This is a genomic window from Pseudoalteromonas sp. AS84, from assembly GCF_038900255.1.
In the GTDB taxonomy this organism is placed as follows: domain Bacteria; phylum Pseudomonadota; class Gammaproteobacteria; order Enterobacterales; family Alteromonadaceae; genus Pseudoalteromonas.
In genome coordinates, this window is the sequence record NZ_JBBMQY010000025.1 from 12962 (window position 1) to 30415 (window position 17454).

A 17454-nucleotide genomic window follows, 5' to 3' on the forward strand; every position below is an offset into this window, starting at 1 on the left:
TCTCTTTATTTAATTGCTACCATTGAGCAAAAATTAAAACATTGATACCACACTTGAGTTTGGCTAAAACCAATATCTTGTAAGCGAGTAAAGTGAGTGCTTAGTGTATCTGGGCGCATAACGTTTTCGATGGCGGTACGCTTTTGGCTTATTTCAAGCTCAGAGTAACCATTGTGTCGTTTAAAGTCGTGGTGCAAATCAATCAATAAATTGTCGCATTGCTCGTTTTCAGCTTTAATTTTTTCGCTTAGCAGCAATACACCACCTGGTTTTAAATTAGCGTATATTTTTTCAAGCACGGCTTGGCGCTGAGCATGCGGAATAAACTGCAGCGTAAAGTTCATTGCTACTACTGAGGCGTTTTGAATCTCAAGTTCGTTAATATCGCCTAAAGTAACAGTAACAGGTACATCTGATTTAAAACCTTGTAAATGTACCTTACAACGCTCAACCATAGCTTGAGAGTTATCTACCGCTATTATATGGCAGTTATCGGTGCGAATATTTCGTCGCATGCTAAGTGTTACTGCGCCCAGTGAGCAGCCTAAATCATAAAGATTTGAGTTACTTTGCGCGTATTCACCCGCAAGTTTACCCATTGTACTGACAATAGTTGCGTAGCCAGGCACAGAGCGCTGGATCATATCTGGAAAAACTTCGACTACATTTTGGTCAAAGCTAAAATCTTTTACTTGTTGCTCAGAGGCATAAATACTGTCTTTTATGGTCACGAAGGCAGTCTCTTTGTAAATAATGGCGCTATTTTAACATTTTATACTGGATAGTCAGTGATAAATTCAGTAGCTTGACTAGAATTATGAATAATAAGTATAAAAGAGAAGATTAAATGAGCAAAAGTAAGGTCATCAGCACAGACGATATATTAGCAACCCTTTGTCATTCAGTGACAGGCGTACTCACATCAGCCAGCGGTAATGGTATTAGCTACTCAGCCATGGTGCAAAAAATAACGCGTACATGCATGCGACCAGATATTGGCTGCTTTGTTTTATTTGACGGCGGTTTTACCGGGCTTGTAATTACCAACTTTACTTCGCAAGCGGCGATGGAAATTTATGGCGATTACATGCGCAACATGGGGATGCCAGAAGATGAAATAGCGCATAGCCATTTATCAGACGACGTATCAAACGTATTAGGCGAGTTGATGAATCAAATTGTTGGCGACTTTACGTCTAAAGTACGCGAGCAATTACATACCTCGATTACGCAAAACCAGCCAAAAATGATGGCAATAAACAAGCAAGTGCAAATATCGGTAGATACCACGATGGATCGCCCGCAAGCCCGCCGCGTAACATTCACCACAAGTAAACAAAATATCTTTTACTTGGAATTAGCGATGGATAAAACAGAGTTCATTAAATTACACGACTTTGATATTGCAGAAGCACTAGACCCAGACGATATAATTGAAAACGAAGCACGTAAAAAAGCGGACAAAGAAAAATCATCTACAGCAGTAGAACAAGATGATGGCGATGATGATTTTATGGCAGGCCTAGGGCTTTAAGTCTATTTACGTAGATACAAGGTTGGGTTGAGTGAAACGAAACCCAACGACTGCTCAGCTATTAATCTTTAGCTGTTAGTGATCAGATTAGTGATTAAAATAAAAGCGCGACTGATATCGCGCTTTTGTATTTAAGAGTCTAGAAGTAATTATTTTATTTAAAGGTTATTTGATGAGAGCACACGATAAAACAATTATTTTCAGTGTAGCGCTAATTTTTATTACTGGTTTTATTGTAGGGCAAGGCTTTTCGTTTGAAGTTAAATTAAGTGATTTAATAGCCCTTTCGGCGACGATTATAACATTTATTTTTGCTAGAAATGGTTTGAAGCATAATGAAAAACAGTACTTGCATTCGATTCAGCCAGTTATAGAAAAAATGGAATATTTCGATAAAAATAACTTACATTATAAATTTAGTATTAAAAACTATGGAAGTGGCTCTGCATTAGATCTTCAATATAGTATTTCTTTAGGTGGAAAATCACTTACGCAAGCAGAGCTTGAAAGGGAGATTTATGGTACTAGTAATAATTTAAAGTTTACTCTAGGTGGTCCATTGTGTATGAGCTCTAATGACAATGTTGAACTTCTAGTCGTTAAGGCTATACATTCAAAAGAGATTAGGCGTTTCATGCATTTATTACCAAGACTAAAGTTATCTCTGTCATATAACTCTATTCAGGGCGAAAAATTTACGAAAGAATTTTTATTTGGACAGTATAAATAATCTAATTATCTTTTACGTCCTGAGAGGAGATATTTAGGTGGCGCTAAGATTTATTCAGTCCTTTAAAAATACAAGCTAAATACCTACTCTTTAAATTTATAGCCCACACTATAAACCGCTGCTATTGGGTTTAGTCCTGCTTGAATGTCGTTAATCTTTTTTCGTATATTTTTAATGTGTGTATCAATGTTGCGATCGGATATGTCGGTTGTGTCGCTGTATACGTTATTAATAATATCTTCGCGGGTAAAAACACGACCTACGTGGCTTATAAATAATAAAAACATTTTAAACTCGACGGCGGTAAAGCCAATACTTTTGCCGTTTAGGCGCGCTTCGTAATCGTCTTTGTGTAATTGAAAATTATTATGATTGATGATGTTGGTTTTAGGCTGGCTGGTCCTTCTTAGTACGGCCTTTATGCGCGCTATAACTTCTTTAGGGCTGAAAGGTTTGCATATGTAGTCATCGGCGCCGAGCTCTAAACCCAGTAAGCGGTCTATTTCTTCACTTTTTGCGGTAAGCATAATAATAGGCACACTTGAAAAGGCTCTAATTTGCTTACATAGCTCTATGCCATCAACATCTGGCAACATTAAATCAAGAAGTATTAAATCTACTGCGTTTTGTTTTACAAAACTAACTACACCTTTGCCGCTATTTAAGTGCTCAGTTTCGTAATCTTGTTGCTTAGCGTAGGCAATAAGTACCTCTGCAATGTTTTCTTCGTCTTCAACGATAAGTATTTTTTGTGATGCCATTATTTTAACCTAAAAGTGCCAGCGTTATTTTAACTTCTAGTCCACCAAGTGGTGAGTTGTGCAACGATATTTGACCACCATGTGCTTCTACTATTTGTTTGCAAAGTGCAAGCCCTAAGCCCGAGCCGCCGTGCTCTCGGCTTCGAGACTTTTCAACGCGATAAAAACGCTCAAACAATTTTTGTAAGTCGTTTGGTAAAACACTTGGGGCTGAGTCTTGTAAAATAAGCTCAATATTATTGTGTGTTTTGTTGGCAAGTATTATTACTTGCCCACCTTTATGCGTGTATCTGCAGGTATTTTCTAACAGGTTTGAAAATAATTGTACAAGGCGTTCTTTATCGCCATTTATTATACATTTGCCGGCTTTTGTTAAGCTTTTGCTGTCTACATTTAATTCACACTCTTTAAAGCGAGCGGTGTAGTTTTCAATTGATTGCTCAAAAATAGTGATTAAATCAATGCGCGCATTGTCATAGGTTAAATTAACGCTATCTGTTTGTGCTAGTTGAGCTAGGTCGTCAACAATATGACTTAAGTTATCTACTTGGTTTATGAGTAAATTAATACGCTTTGTGTCGGCTGTAAATACGCCATCTTGCACGGCTAGTAAATGCGAGTGTAGTACAGTAAGTGGGGTTCTTAATTCGTGGGATGTGTCTGACACCCATTGGAATCGCATTTGTTGGTTTTGCTCAAGCGTGTGGGCTAAGGCGTTAAAGTTGTTGGATAGGGTACCTAGCTCATCTTTACTAGAGGGGATGATTCTGCTGGCAAAATTTCCTTTTGTTAACTCATCGGTGCCAGTCACTATTTGCTTTATTGGTTTTATTAAATGGCGAGATAACACAATAGCCATAATAAATGCGAGCACAATAACGAGTAATGTGATCATAAAATAGTTATGAAATTGCGCTGCTAAAAACGCTTTTGTTGGGCTACTTTGCACAAGTTTTGAAGGTACTAAACCTATCCAGCCTATAACGTTATTGTTTAATAAAATAGGTTCTATATGTGGGTTGTCGTTTAAATTAGCCCTACCAATAACAACCTTTTTATTTTGATCATATAAACTTATACGTTGCCCTGTTTTAAGGGAACCTGCAGGTAAGTGTACCCACAATAAAGAAGGCGTTGCATTGCTGTTATTTGGTTTGGGTGGGGTGCTTGTGTGTTTATTCGCTTTGGGCTCGCCTGGCTTTTTTTGCGGCTCTACAATAGAGCGCCATAATTGCGTGCTTTGTGTAATGGGTTGCCAACTGCCTAATCCGCTATAAAGCTCAATAAGTTGATGCTTAACCATTGCTACATGTTTTGTTTCTTCTTGTTCAACAAAGTCGTTAAACCCTGACGAAAAGGTCATGTATATAAACACAAACATAAGCCCAACAAGGGCGATATTAGTGATAAAAAAAGCTAAAAAGAATTTATGTATTAATTTCACTGATTGGCAAATAGTAAAGATCATGACGTTAACGTACCAAGCAGTATTGCATATTGATTATGTGCCTACAATTAGCGTATTTAAGGAGTTGCTTACTAAAATCCTTTTTAAGTAAGCTTTTAGGTATGTTGATTCTTGGCCTAGAACTTTATTTTTGCGGTATCGCCAGCACCCAGTAACTTATATTGTGGTTTTACAAAGCTTACGTGTACTGCGCCTAAACTTTTAGGGAACGATATGGCAAGCTCATCTACTGTTGTAAATGTGTGCTTCGCTTGAAAAACAATTTCTAGGTCGTGCGCTTCGTTGTTGCTGGTGGTAAAAGCGACGCGTTCAAACACGATAACTTGCTGATTTATACGTAAGCTCGTTTTTTGTTTAAGTGCATTTTTTACAAACTCTTCTTGTTGCTCTGCACTTAAGTTTGTAGGCATAAGCTTATCAATATCGCCCATAAGCCATGCTTGCTCGCTTTGCAGTGCTGAGATTAAATGCTCAGCATTAGTTAATACTTTTACTTCAACTTGTCCATCTCTTAAAATTACTTGGGCTGTTGTGTTTTTTAATACATGTGCGCTCACTTGAGCGCACATACTTGTTAAAATACACGCTAGCATTAGCCATTTTAATTTTTTAAAAAAATACATAATTACTACCTTTTATTGAAGCGGAGACCTTTTTGTTTATTGAGGTTGCTCAATAGTTACTTTACAAATAAGGGTGTTGTCGGTTTCTAAGTCTTCGCCCCATATGAATTTTGCGTTTTCATCCCAGTTAATATCGTCGTAACCGTCTTTTGGTCCTACATCGGCAAAGTTGTGCTCTACTGCATTAGCCCAATTCGTATCGTCAAAGTTACTTTGCAGCCAGTTAGTTGGTGCTTCTTTTGACATAAACGTACAAGCGCCTTCGCCCGCAACAGGGTTTGTTTCGCTTTCGCATAATTTGTTAAGCGGCGCTTTGTGAAGTATTTCGCATTTAAAGCTTTTGTTGCTTACCGCAACCACTTTATTTGTATTGGTGTCGGTAAGTTGCATAATAAAACCGCCATCACCCATTTGCTGATTTTTAGCGCCGATGTATTCAAGCCCAGTGTCGTTTTGCTTAAAGTCTTTAATTATTAAATTAAGCTCAATAGGGTAGTTTGCAGAAAACGTAATGCTTTCGGCATTAAATGAGCGCTCTGTGGTTATTGGCACAGAATCTTCAACAAGTAACTGCTCGCCTATGTAGGCTGTAAACCAGTTATCAGCCCATGCTTCTAGTTTTAAGTTATGGTTGCCTGTAATGGCAGGATTTGTATTTTGCTTAGTGACTGTAGGAGTAAGGTGATTTGGTTGCGGACCTCTACAAAATGTACCTGTTTGAACTTTGCCACTATTACTGATGGTTTTTTGTTTAAAGCTATAGCAGTCTTTTCCCTGTGATGCAGGGCTGTAGGTAGTAAAGTAGTTTTCGCCTTTGTATGAGTAGCTCATTGTACGGCTGCCGTTTTCAGAGATTGTGTGCGTTAAGTTTTCAACGCCCCCTTGTGGCGGGCGTAAGTCGGCTCTTATACCTTGAGTATCGCCACTCAGTGGTGACACTCTTGGTAATTTTGCGGTATCTACTTCACCTACTAAGCACTGAATGATATACGGCGGCGTAGCTGATGTTTGATAGCGGTAGCCAAATGTGTCGTCGGCTTGCCCATTACATACATCAAGGTCACCTTTGGCAATTACACTGCCGTCTGGGTTTTTACTACCATAGAGCGGGTAACCATCGTAAGCCCAACCAATAATGGCATCGCTTGATTGGTTTTTCATTGTGTCAATCATACACGTTGGCGATACGTGGTAATGGTAGTCATCACCTCGTCCTGCGTGTCCGCCGCATATATCTAACTGTCCGAGTGCTAAAGTGTCGTGTTTCTCATCGTAGCTATCTACGTCTAGTTCGCCTTGCGAAGAATAGTCGTATATTGGTACGCCATTAACGGCAACACCTACGGCTGCATCAATTGTAGTAATTGCTTTTGCTTTTTTAGGATTTAGTTTTATAGGTGCGGCGTAGTCTTTAGCTGGAACGGGTATTTGCTCGTTAGTACCTGTAATACCAGTCATTACTTCATGATCAGGATAAGTAGATGAGGCAATATAAGCATAGTGTTCATCGCACGTAACAGATACGCTTTTATCAAACCCTGCATGACTTACTGATTGTGTAATAGCATCGCAACGAGGTGATTTTACGTTAGCGGTTAAATATGATTTATCAGGCTTTGGTTGCTCATTTGGTTTTGGTCTTGCATTAGGTTTGTGCTCGGCGCTATTGGCGCTTCGCGAGTATTTAACCGTCATACTTGCAGTATCGAGCGTAATATCTTTTACAGCAGCGAGTAATGCTGAGCGATCTACTTTTGTATCGCTATTAAAGGTAACCGGTGCAGATAACGCGTACACAGTATAAGTATAGCTTTTTTCACCCGGGCCTTTAGAGCAAGGCGGTGCGTATTGGTTTAAATCGTTTACGCTATTAGAGCCTACTTCACCGAGAGTTTTGCCCGCTTTAATTTGTGTTTTATCGGCGGTAATATTATACATGGTCCAATACCAATGCATTCCCTCTGGCGCTTTATGATCCATAATTAATGCATAATATTTGGTTGTGTCAGGTGCACCGCTCCAGTTAAGTGGAGGGCTAATGCTTTGCCCATCGCACGTATAAGTAATAGGCAAGTTACCGCCACCGCTTACCTTTGAGCTTGTTAGAGTAAAATCATTGAGGTTTGATTGTTGAAGTGATTGGCTGTTTTGCTCGTTGCAGGCACTTAAGGTTACACAGCACAGTGCACTGAGTAAAAAGGCATAGGTATTTTTCATCATTTAAAACTCCAAAGATTAAATTAACTTTTAAGAGTGTAGTTCTCAAATGTAGGGCAATTATGTAGTTTTAAACTTTTTGTTTTTATTAAGGACAGGCGTTAAGTTGTGAGTTGCTTACGGGGATAAAAGACTGGGTATGAACGCTTGGTTATGGAAGGAAATATTAACTTAAGCATGGGCGTTATTTTCACTCAGTTAAACAACGGTAAAATCCTTATTTTAAATAAGGATTTTCACCCATTGCGACGACCACACAAAAAATTCTTAAATCTAACTCTAGCTGGTGATAACTCGGCTCCATATGGCAGCAAAGTTGATAAAAGCCTTTGTTGTGATCTTTTTCTTTAAAGTGGGCGAGCTCATGTACCACTAACGCTTTTAATAATGGCTCGGGAGCGCGGAGTAAGTCGCTGTTTATCGCTAAATCGTGTTTGCGGGTTTTACCTTGCATTCGATACGTATGTGTACCAAGTGCATTAGTAACCATGTCGCCTTGCTTTTTAAATGCTGCACGGCCAAATGGTGGCGCATTTTTTAAATACTGTTTTTTAAGCTCGGTTGCATAGCTATAAAGTAGTTTATCGCTAGTAATGGTATGTGCTTGCGGGTACTTTTTAAGTAAGTAGTCACATACCTTGTTGTTATTTATAAGGCTTAATACTTGCTCAACAATGTTAGCTGGGTAGCCGGTAAAGTAACGTGCGTATTCACTCATTATTATTTCTCTGTCGTTTTACTTTTAAAAAAGTGCTTGCTGGTGGGCTTCTTTTTCGCCAGTAAATGGGTTTAATGCTTTGTGATCATAACCAAGGTCCTTACAAAACTGGCGAGCTAATAACGGCGCTTCTCGGTTATCTGCTGTATGAAAAAACACATAGGGCGTTTTTCCTTCATCAAGCCATTGTTTTACTTTACTTAGCCACGGTTTATAAAAGGGTTTAAAGTCATTTTGTAAATCGGCTATTACAAAGCGCGCCATAGGCTCTGAGCCAGTAGCTATTGCATGTACCGGTAAGTGGGGCTTTTTTTGCTGTGCATCTATTAGCGCTTCGGTTGTTGGTTTTACCGCAAATAGGGCGCGAGTATCCATCGATATGCGATTTAGGTTGTTTGCCATTAATAACTGATTAAGCGCTATTTCGGCTTCACCCTTTTGAAAAAATGCAGTATGACGTACCTCTACGCCGTAATTAACCTCTTTTGGTAATAGGCTAATAAATTGGGCGAGTTTGGGTAAGTCACCAGGACCAAATGCTTTAGGTAATTGCAGCATGATCTGCCCAGTTTTTTCTAAAATAGGGGAGAACAAGTTAAGCCAATCAGTAAGCTCGGTTTGAACATTAGTTAGGTGCAGCTCGTGGCTAAAGCGACGATTAAACTTAAAAGTAAATTTAAAATCGTCGGGAACGCTATTTGCCCAGCGCAACACGGTGCTTGGCGATGGATCGGCGTAAAAGCTGGTATTGCCTTCGACTGAATTAAAATGCTGAGCGTATTGGCTAAGCATATCGGCGTTTTTACATTGGCTTGAAAATAAATTGCCTTTCCATGCATTGCTCGACCACTGCGGGCATCCAATATATAACATACAAACTAGCGCCTTATTATAAAGTGGCGATAGTGTAGCAAATAACAAAACGAGCTGCTGTAAATTCAGGGGCAAAAGCCGTACACGGCTAGGGCGTGTTGAGCTTTGTGGATTGAAATTTGTTCAATCTAGGGGCGATTTAATCGCGGCGCGAGGTTTGTAACCTAGTGGGCTAAGTAAAAACCGAGTAACAAAGAGTTAATCGTCCCTAGAAAGAACCCAAAGGGCAGCGCATGTTTGGCATTTATGCTGCGTTATCGCCTATTTATGGGGAGTAACCACACTACATAGGCTCTGCCTTGCCTAAAAGCCAAACCGTCTGCTGCAAATTCAACCACCAACGTTCAACACGCCCTAGCATCTTGATACTACTTGGGTATAATGCAGGGCTTAATTTGATTATTTTTAGATTGCTAGCGGCTTTATTTGTATTGTGGTGACCTGTTTTTTAAATCACACGCCTTAAAACAAATAACTTTAACCGTTTAAGCCTTTTATCTGACAGGAAAACTATGCGCTCTATATATTGCGGACAGCTAAATAAAACTCACGTAGATCAAGAAGTAGAACTATGTGGCTGGATCAACAAACGACGTGACCTTGGTGGACTTATCTTTGTCGATTTACGCGATAGAGAAGGTTTAGTACAAGTTGTATTCGACTCTGACATTGAAGAGTTAATGAGTTCGGCTAACACACTTCGCCAAGAATTTTGTGTTCAGTTAAAAGGTATTGTTCGTGCACGCCCAGACAGCCAAGTAAATAAAGACATGGCAACAGGGGAGATCGAAATTTTAGGTAAAGAGCTTAATATTATTAACCGCTCTGAGCCATTACCGCTTGATTTTAACCAAGTAAACTCTGAAGAGCGTCGTTTAAAATACCGTTACCTAGACTTACGTCGTCTAGAAATGAGTGACCGTATTAAATTACGTGCTAAAGCAAGCAGCTTTGTTCGTCGCTTTTTAGATGAAAACGGCTTTTTAGACATCGAAACACCTGTACTTACTAAAGCAACACCTGAAGGCGCGCGCGATTACTTAGTACCGAGTCGTGTTCATAAAGGTAGCTTTTACGCTTTACCACAGTCTCCACAGTTGTTTAAGCAATTGTTGATGATGTCGGGTTTTGACCGTTACTACCAAATTGTTAAATGTTTCCGTGATGAAGATTTACGCGCCGATCGCCAACCAGAATTTACCCAAATAGATATAGAAACCTCGTTCATGAGCTCTGATCAAGTACGTGGTATGACTGAAAAAATGATCCGCGAAATGTGGCAAACATTGCTAAACGTTGATTTAGGCGATTTTCCAATCATGCCTTACAGCGAGGCAATGAGCCTTTACGGTTCTGATAAGCCAGATTTACGTAACCCGATGAAATTAGTTGATGTTGCAGATTTAGTTAAAGACGTAGAGTTTAATGTTTTCTCAGGTCCGGCTAACGACGAAAAAGGTCGCGTTGCTGTGTTAACTGTACCGGGTGGCGCTAAGCTTTCTCGTAAACAACTTGACGATTACACTAAGTTTATTGGTATTTACGGCGCTAAAGGCATGGCGTGGATGAAAGTAAACGACCACACTGCAGGCGCTGAAGGTGTTCAATCGCCAGTGGCTAAGTTTTTAAGCGAAGACGTAATCACAAAATTACTTGAGCGTACTAATGCACAGTCTGGCGATATCATTTTATTTGGTGCCGATAAGCGCAACACAGTAAATGAAGCAATGGGCGCACTGCGCGTTAAGATTGGTGTTGATTTAGAAATCACTGACCTTAATAGCTGGGCACCACTTTGGGTTGTAGACTTCCCAATGTTTGAAGAAGATGACGAAGGCACATTACATGCTGTGCATCATCCATTCACTGCACCAAAAGATATTACTGCAAGTGAGCTTGAAGCAAACCCAGCCACTGCTATTTCAGACGCCTACGATATGGTATTAAACGGCTACGAAGTAGGTGGTGGTTCGGTACGTATTCATAATGCAGATATGCAAGAAACCGCATTTAGAATTTTAGGTATTAACGAGCAAGAGCAACAAGACAAGTTTGGTTTTTTACTTGATGCACTTAAATACGGCACACCACCACATGCTGGTTTAGCATTTGGCCTTGACCGTTTAGCAATGCTTTTATGTGGTACCGATAACATTCGTGACGTTATTGCTTTCCCTAAAACAACACAAGCGTCGTGTTTATTAACCAACGCGCCAAGTAAACCTAACCTTGATTCGTTAGCTGAGCTTGCAATTAGTGTTGTAGAAAAAGAAGTATCAAGCGAAGAGTAATTATTACTTAGCTTTTGAGCTGAATTTAAAAACCCTTAAGTTATATGCTTAAGGGTTTTTTTATGGTTAAATTTATAGCAGAGTGTGTTTTAAACGAACAGACGAAAAAGGAATTATTATGTCGATCAATGCAACCTTATTTGGTGAGTTTTTAGTTTTTATTATTGTGCTGTGTATTCCTATTTTTGCTGTAATTAGCTACAAAATAGGTAAGCGTAAAAGTACTATGCCGGGTGTTTTAGCTTTTGTGGGTGGCTGTTTAGCGCTATTTCCACTACTTGCTTTGATTTTTATTGCAGTGCTTGCGCTTAAAAAAGATTTACCTAAAAGTAATGGCTACACGGGTTAAATTTAATAGGTGAATTGTGTTGTTAAGTAATAATAACCAGTATTTTGATGAACAATTTAATGCTTTACAGTACGCAGAGCAATTAACTGAAAACTCTGAGTTTGAAGAGTGTATATTTATCGATTGCGACTTTTCAGACGGGCAGTTTAAAAATTGCCGATTTATAGAATGTAGTTTTAAAAACTGTAATTTATCGTCACTTAAATGGAACTACAGTTCGCTTGAAAATGTAAGTTTTAGCCACTGTAAATTAAATAGTTTGCAATGGGCTGATGTAGATTGGCCAGCGCTTAGTATTAACGCACCGGTGAGTTTTAATTATTGCGAGCTCAGTAATAGTTCTTTTTTTGAATTAACTCTCAAAGCCCTCAAACTAACACACTGCTTTGCCAAAAATGTTGATTTTAGACACGCTGATTTAAGCGGTAGTGAATTTACAGGAACAGATTTTCGCGATAGTGAGTTTTTTCAAACTAACTTAACAAAATGTGATTTTGTAGGTGCGACAGCGTTTAATATAGATTTGAATAATAATATTTTAGCGAATGCTAAGTTTGATCGCTTCGAAGCACTTAATTTACTTACCAGCCTTAATATAGAGCTTTGTGATTAATTTAGTTTAATATGATTACATATCTAGAAGCGACAGCTTGGCTGGGCTTCTAGATACTGCGTGACTGCGTAATTAACGGCTTGGGCCATTTTTATTACGTGCACTGGCAAGCTGTCTTGCGATTTCTAATAACGCAGGTGAAATATCTTCAGCGCCATCTTTAATTAGTTTTGTAACATCACCTGACGAAAACAAACCGTCACGTGGTGATTTAATACCTAACTCACGAACAAAATCCTTCGTTTTACCTGTGCTGCCTGTTTCAATAAACTTAAAAATAATACGTTCATTGTTGTTTTTAGCAGGTGCTTTTAGTGTTTCGATTTCGTCATGTATTGCAGTTAGTTTGTCTTCTAAAATTTCTATACGTTCTTGAATGCTATTGTATGATTTCATTTATTGGATCTTTTACTAAATATATTTAAACAATGGCGGCTATTATCGCATAGTTTGACAATAGAGAATGCAAAGCTATAAAGTAAAAGTTATTTTTAATTAAAAACAATAATTTATATAAATTTAAATATGCAAAAAACACTTAAAAAGCTTTTTATATTAAGCGCACTAGCTCTAAGCACATTAGTTATGAGCACAACAAGCTATGCAAATGACAACGTTATAACCGATGAAAGCCGTAATCGCGATATTCCTATCAATATTACATTGCCAGCTAATAATGCTAAGTGTACAGCGCAAGCAAAATGCCCTGTGGCGTTTATTAATGCGGGCTACGGTATTAGCCATAATGAATATACGTTTGTTAGTAATGCGTTTAATCAGCGCGGATACTTAACAGTAGCCGTTGCACATGAATTGAAAAGTGACCCTTACCTTAATCGTGAGCAACCTTACTTAACCACTCGCATGGAAAACTGGCACCGTGGCGTAGTAACGCTTAAGTTTTTAATTAATGAGCTATCGAGTAAATACCCAGCGTACGACTTTACAAAGCTCGCCTTATTTGGGCACTCAAACGGCGGGGATATTTCGGCGTTATACGGCTCTATTTACCCTAATGAAGTAAGCCAAATTATTACTCTCGATCATCGCCGCATGTTGATCCCACGCAATAAAAACATTCGCGTACTAACGCTTCGTGGTAGTGATTATCCCGCTGATGCGAATGTGCTGTTAAACGATTCAGAGCTGGATAAGTTTCCTGTTACACAAATAATGATAGAAAAATCACGCCATAACGATATGTACGATGGCGGACCAATATGGCTGGTGGATAGAATGAGTAAAGAAGTAGAGGGATTTTTAGATAGTAAAAATTAGGTTTATAAAAGTTAAATCATAGCGCAGTGTTAGCTGCGCTATATTACTTTTATGGTAGGTACTCTACCAATTCACTTACAATAACAGGATTGTTATGTAGTGTTTTATGCACAGGACATTTGTCGGCTATTTCGAGTAAACGCTGGCGCTGCTCTTGTGTTAAATCACCGATTAAAGTGATTTTACGGGTAATGGCTTCTAGGTTACCGGTTTGCTCGCAATCTTTGTTGTAATCTCGAGTGTGATCAAGTTCTACTTTAACATGCTCTAGCGCTAAGTTTTTACGTGTAGCGTACATGCGCAGTGTCATTGCTGTACAGGCACCAAGCCCCGCCAATAAGTGATGATACGGATCGGGGCCTAAGTTTTTACCGCCTACCTTTATTGGCTCATCGGCAAGCCAAGTATGATCTTTGGTGCTTACGTGCTGAGTAAATATATGATCTTTTTCTTCAACAAGTACATTGCCACCCGTTAGGCTTGCGGCGTATTTTGTTTTGTCATATTTAACGTAGCGATTAGCCCACGTTGCAATAATTTCTGCAGCGTAGTCGGCATCGTTTTTATTAGTAAGTAAGTGATCGGCGTTATCTAGGCTAATAAAACTTTTAGGATGCTTAGCTGATGCGTAAATTTTTTCGGCTTCGTTAATATTTACAGTTGCATCAATAGGGGAGTGCATTACTAATAATGCGCGCTTAAGCTTACTAATGTGGCTTTTATCGTACTTGGCTATATCGTCTATAAACTGTTTTTTAATGGTAAATTCGCGGCCTGCTAGGCTTACTTTTGCTTCGCCGGCTGCGTTAATTTCATCGAGATGTGCTATAAAATTATGCGCTACGTGCTGCGCATCTGACGGTGCACCAATAGTTGTAATGGCCGATACTTCAGGAATGTGCTCAGCAGCAGCCAGTACCGCAGCGCCGCCTAAACTGTGGCCAATGAGTAATTGCGGCGCTGCAAAGTGCTTACGCAGATGATCAGCCGCTGAAACTAAATCTTGAATGTTCGATGAAAAGTTACTGTTAGCAAAGTCGCCATCGCTATTGCCTAAACCGGTAAAGTCAAAACGCAGTACAGCTATGCCTTGTTGCGTAAGTGCACGGCTTATACGTGTAGCTGCTGCTATGTCTTTTCCGCATGTGAAGCAGTGTGCAAATAGCGCGTAAAACTTAACGTCACCAGAGGGAAGTTCAAGTTGGCCGGCAAGTTCTAAATCGCCGCTTTTAAAAGATACTTTTTGTCGCATGGGGAGCCTTATTTACACAAATAAAATACATTATAGTAGTAGACCAGAGATTGTTACTAAACCTTGCAAATTCAACGTTTTTTTATAAGTTGATCTTGATCAAGCTAAGTGGCGGCGGCTATGCTTTGCGGACATATGTCCTTATGTTTTTAAGGTCATTTGTCTATCCTCGCATAGCGCTATAATGAAGGCTTTGCTACTTTATCTTAGCTATTTGCTACTATTGAAGCAGTTCACTTCTCACAACCTATTCACTGGAACGTACAATGCAATTACCTACTGTTGATTATAAAGCTCCCGATGCGGCTGCACAATTTGTTGAATCATTAAGAAATACTGGATTTGGCGTTTTAAAAAACCACCCAATCCCACAGTCTTTAGTTGAGTCTATTTACAAAAATTGGCAAGACTTTTTTAACTCAGAGCAAAAGCAGGACTTTTTATTCTCTAAAGAAACTCAAGACGGTTATTTTCCGCCTTCAGTATCTGAAGTAGCGAAAGGCTTTACAATAAAAGACATTAAAGAGTACTTCCATGTGTACCCTAAAGGTCGCGTTCCTGCAGAGCTTGAAGCTGATGTACGTGAATACTACCGTTTAGCAAGTGAATTTGCTGGTACTTTACTAAGCTGGGTGCAGGCTGAATCTCCAGCTGATGTACGTGCTAAGTTTTCGATTGATTTAAAAGACATGATTGCCGGTTCTGAGCAAACATTGTTACGTATTTTACATTATCCGCCAATGACAGGTGATGAAGAGCCAGGTGCTATTCGCGCAGCAGCTCACGGCGATATTAATTTATTGACTGTATTGCCAGCTTCTAATGAGCCTGGTTTACAAGTTCAAAAAACAGATGGCGGTTGGTTAGACGTGCCATGTGATTTTGGCAGCTTAATTATTAATATTGGCGACATGCTACAAGAAGCGTCGGGCGGGTATTTCCCATCGACAATTCACCGTGTAATTAACCCAACGGGCAAAGCATCTACTAAATCGCGTATATCACTGCCGTTATTTTTACACCCGCATCCAGATGTTGTGCTTTCAGAGCGCTACACGGCAGATAGCTACTTGCAAGAACGCCTGCGCGAGTTAGGTGTTAAGTAACTCTTATACTTAGAGTAATTAAGTATAAATATAAAACGGCTTATGGCCGTTTTTTGCATTTTTAAGCAACTTGGTCACAGGTTTAATTTTATTAAGCTATGCTCAATTGCTCGCAACGTAAATAATGGCATGCATTCTTAGCTACTACAGGTATAATGCGCGCAACTGGCTAATGTAGCCTAATTTAAAAGAGAGTTTATATGAGTTTTGAAGGTTTAGGTTTATCACAGTCTTTGGTTAATGCGGTTTTAGAAAAGGGCTATGAAACGCCAACGCCGATTCAGGCTCAAGCAATTCCTGCAATTATTGAACGCCGTGATGTTATGGCGGCAGCGCAAACGGGGACTGGTAAAACAGCAGGTTTTACATTACCACTTATTGAACGTTTGTCTTCTGGCCCTAAAGCTAAAAGTAACCACGTACGTGCACTTATTTTAACGCCTACACGTGAGCTTGCTTTGCAAGTAAGCGAAAACGTTGAAGAGTACGCTAAGCATTCGGATGTGAGCTCGTTTGTAGTTTACGGTGGCGTTAAAATTAACCCACAAATGCAGCGCCTTCGTAAAGGTGTTGATATTTTAGTAGCAACGCCGGGTCGTTTAATTGATTTACATAATCAAAATGCCGTTAAATTTGATAGCGTTGAAGTGCTTGTACTCGATGAAGCTGACCGCATGTTAGACATGGGCTTTATTCACGACATTAAACGCTTAATTGCTAAAATGCCTGCTAAACGTCAAAACTTGATGTTTTCAGCTACGTTTTCAGATGAAATTCGCGCATTAGCAAAAGGGTTAATTAATGACCCAGTTGAAATTTCAGTTGCTGCAAAAAATACCACAGCTAAGAGTGTTACTCAGTGCGTTTACGCGGTAGATAAAACACGTAAAACAGCATTGCTAAGCCACTTGATTCGCACTAACGATTGGCAACAAGTGTTAGTGTTTAGCCGTACAAAGCACGGTGCTAACCGCTTAGTTAAACAACTAGAGCGCGATGATATTGTAGGCGCGGCCATCCACGGTAATAAATCACAAGGCGCACGAGTAAAAGCACTTGATGGTTTTAAAAGTGGTGAAGTACGCGTATTAGTAGCAACAGACATTGTTGCACGTGGTTTAGACATTGTTGAATTACCGCATGTTGTTAACTACGACTTACCAAACGTATATGAAGATTACGTTCACCGTATTGGCCGTACAGGCCGTGCTGGTGCGTCGGGTCATGCAATTTCGTTTGTAACAACAGAAGATGCTGTTGATTTATACGGTATTGAACGCTTTATTGGTGAGCTTATACCGCGTGCTGAAGAGGACGGTTTTGCGCCTATTAACCCAGTAGCAGAGCGCGCATTAGATGCTCGCCCACTGCCGGCTAAAAAACCTAAGAAAAAGCAGCCTTTTAATAAGCCTAAATCTGATAGCAGCAAGCCTAACAGTAAAAAGCCGAACAATGGTGGTAATGGTACTGGCCCACGCCGTGGTGGTTCTAAAAAGCCAGCAGCTAAAACAGATGACAGCGCGCAAAACCCATGGGCAAAGCGTGAATCTGTTGGCGGTAATGGCCAACGCCGCCGTCGCACAAATAACGATTAATCATTATTAAAGATTATATTGGCGTTTAATTAATTTAGAATTTAGT

17 protein-coding genes are annotated in these 17454 nt (G+C 39.6%); 8 read left to right on the plus strand and 9 right to left on the minus strand.

The genetic code is table 11. The features are described 5' to 3' along the window. Nucleotides 1-5: 5 nt before the first annotated feature. Nucleotides 6-731, minus strand: a complete 726-nt coding sequence (gene cmoA / locus WNY79_RS18435) for a carboxy-S-adenosyl-L-methionine synthase CmoA (RefSeq protein WP_335676616.1) — start codon at nucleotides 729-731, stop codon at nucleotides 6-8. A 116-nt stretch (nucleotides 732-847) separates the two neighbouring features. On the opposite strand from cmoA, the gene WNY79_RS18440 reads away from it, so the two are divergent. Both WNY79_RS18440 and WNY79_RS18445 read left to right on the plus strand, forming a co-directional pair. Next, on the plus strand, nucleotides 848-1534 hold the full coding sequence (locus WNY79_RS18440) for a DUF3334 family protein (protein WP_024599837.1): 687 nt from the start codon (nucleotides 848-850) through the stop codon (nucleotides 1532-1534). A 172-nt stretch (nucleotides 1535-1706) separates the two neighbouring features. Further along, nucleotides 1707-2264, plus strand: coding sequence for a hypothetical protein (locus WNY79_RS18445; protein ID WP_342876572.1), 558 nt, complete (start codon nucleotides 1707-1709; stop codon nucleotides 2262-2264). A gap of 83 nt (nucleotides 2265-2347) precedes the next feature. Here WNY79_RS18445 and WNY79_RS18450 read toward each other — a convergent pair whose 3' ends face one another. The 6 genes from WNY79_RS18450 to WNY79_RS18475 form a co-directional block, all read right to left on the minus strand. After that, on the minus strand, nucleotides 2348-3025 hold the full coding sequence (locus tag WNY79_RS18450) for a response regulator (RefSeq protein ID WP_342876573.1): 678 nt from the start codon (nucleotides 3023-3025) through the stop codon (nucleotides 2348-2350). 4 nt (nucleotides 3026-3029) lie between these two features. Further along, a complete protein-coding gene (locus WNY79_RS18455) occupies nucleotides 3030-4388 on the minus strand; it encodes an ATP-binding protein (protein WP_342876574.1) in 1359 nt (452 codons plus the stop codon). Nucleotides 4389-4609: 221 nt separating this feature from the next. Beyond that, nucleotides 4610-5116: a hypothetical protein gene (locus WNY79_RS18460; protein ID WP_197185613.1), complete on the minus strand. Its 507-nt coding sequence runs from the start codon at nucleotides 5114-5116 to the stop codon at nucleotides 4610-4612. Between the two features lie 36 nt (nucleotides 5117-5152). Further along, nucleotides 5153-7336, minus strand: coding sequence for a YHYH protein (locus WNY79_RS18465; RefSeq protein WP_342876575.1), 2184 nt, complete (start codon nucleotides 7334-7336; stop codon nucleotides 5153-5155). Nucleotides 7337-7550: 214 nt separating this feature from the next. Further along, entirely contained in the window at nucleotides 7551-8051 is a 501-nt protein-coding gene (locus tag WNY79_RS18470; protein ID WP_024599830.1) for a YgjP-like metallopeptidase domain-containing protein, read from the minus strand. A gap of 24 nt (nucleotides 8052-8075) precedes the next feature. Next, nucleotides 8076-8924 (minus strand): DUF72 domain-containing protein, encoded by an 849-nt coding sequence (locus tag WNY79_RS18475; protein WP_182749666.1) that lies wholly within the window; start codon nucleotides 8922-8924, stop codon nucleotides 8076-8078. A gap of 512 nt (nucleotides 8925-9436) precedes the next feature. Here WNY79_RS18475 and aspS point away from each other — a divergent pair. The 3 genes from aspS (at nucleotide 9437) to WNY79_RS18490 (ending at nucleotide 12177) form a co-directional block, all read left to right on the plus strand. Then, nucleotides 9437-11215, plus strand: a complete 1779-nt coding sequence (gene aspS, locus WNY79_RS18480) for an aspartate--tRNA ligase (protein ID WP_342876576.1) — start codon at nucleotides 9437-9439, stop codon at nucleotides 11213-11215. Nucleotides 11216-11333: 118 nt separating this feature from the next. Further along, a complete protein-coding gene (locus WNY79_RS18485; protein ID WP_076924392.1) occupies nucleotides 11334-11564 on the plus strand; it encodes a hypothetical protein in 231 nt (76 codons plus the stop codon). A 16-nt stretch (nucleotides 11565-11580) separates the two neighbouring features. Beyond that, nucleotides 11581-12177 carry a pentapeptide repeat-containing protein gene (locus WNY79_RS18490; RefSeq protein ID WP_342876577.1) on the plus strand — a complete coding sequence of 199 codons (597 nt, stop codon included), beginning with the start codon at nucleotides 11581-11583 and terminating at the stop codon, nucleotides 12175-12177. Between the two features lie 72 nt (nucleotides 12178-12249). Here the strand turns inward: WNY79_RS18490 and WNY79_RS18495 are convergent, their stop codons facing one another. Next, nucleotides 12250-12573, minus strand: a complete 324-nt coding sequence (locus tag WNY79_RS18495; protein ID WP_010555318.1) for a hypothetical protein — start codon at nucleotides 12571-12573, stop codon at nucleotides 12250-12252. A gap of 129 nt (nucleotides 12574-12702) precedes the next feature. Here WNY79_RS18495 and WNY79_RS18500 point away from each other — a divergent pair, with 129 nt between their 5' ends. After that, entirely contained in the window at nucleotides 12703-13455 is a 753-nt protein-coding gene (locus WNY79_RS18500) for an alpha/beta hydrolase (RefSeq protein WP_342876578.1), read from the plus strand. 49 nt (nucleotides 13456-13504) lie between these two features. Here the strand turns inward: WNY79_RS18500 and WNY79_RS18505 are convergent, their stop codons facing one another. After that, nucleotides 13505-14707: a bifunctional alpha/beta hydrolase/OsmC family protein gene (locus tag WNY79_RS18505; RefSeq protein ID WP_342876579.1), complete on the minus strand. Its 1203-nt coding sequence runs from the start codon at nucleotides 14705-14707 to the stop codon at nucleotides 13505-13507. 266 nt (nucleotides 14708-14973) lie between these two features. Between WNY79_RS18505 and WNY79_RS18510 the strand changes: the two genes are divergently transcribed. Together WNY79_RS18510 and WNY79_RS18515 are read left to right on the plus strand one after the other, a co-directional pair. Continuing rightward, nucleotides 14974-15813 (plus strand): 2OG-Fe(II) oxygenase family protein, encoded by an 840-nt coding sequence (locus WNY79_RS18510; protein WP_024599825.1) that lies wholly within the window; start codon nucleotides 14974-14976, stop codon nucleotides 15811-15813. A 200-nt stretch (nucleotides 15814-16013) separates the two neighbouring features. Next, the gene (locus WNY79_RS18515) at nucleotides 16014-17408 is read left to right on the plus strand and encodes a DEAD/DEAH box helicase (RefSeq protein ID WP_342876580.1); all 1395 of its coding nucleotides are present in this window, start codon (nucleotides 16014-16016) and stop codon (nucleotides 17406-17408) included. Nucleotides 17409-17454: the final 46 nt, after the last annotated feature.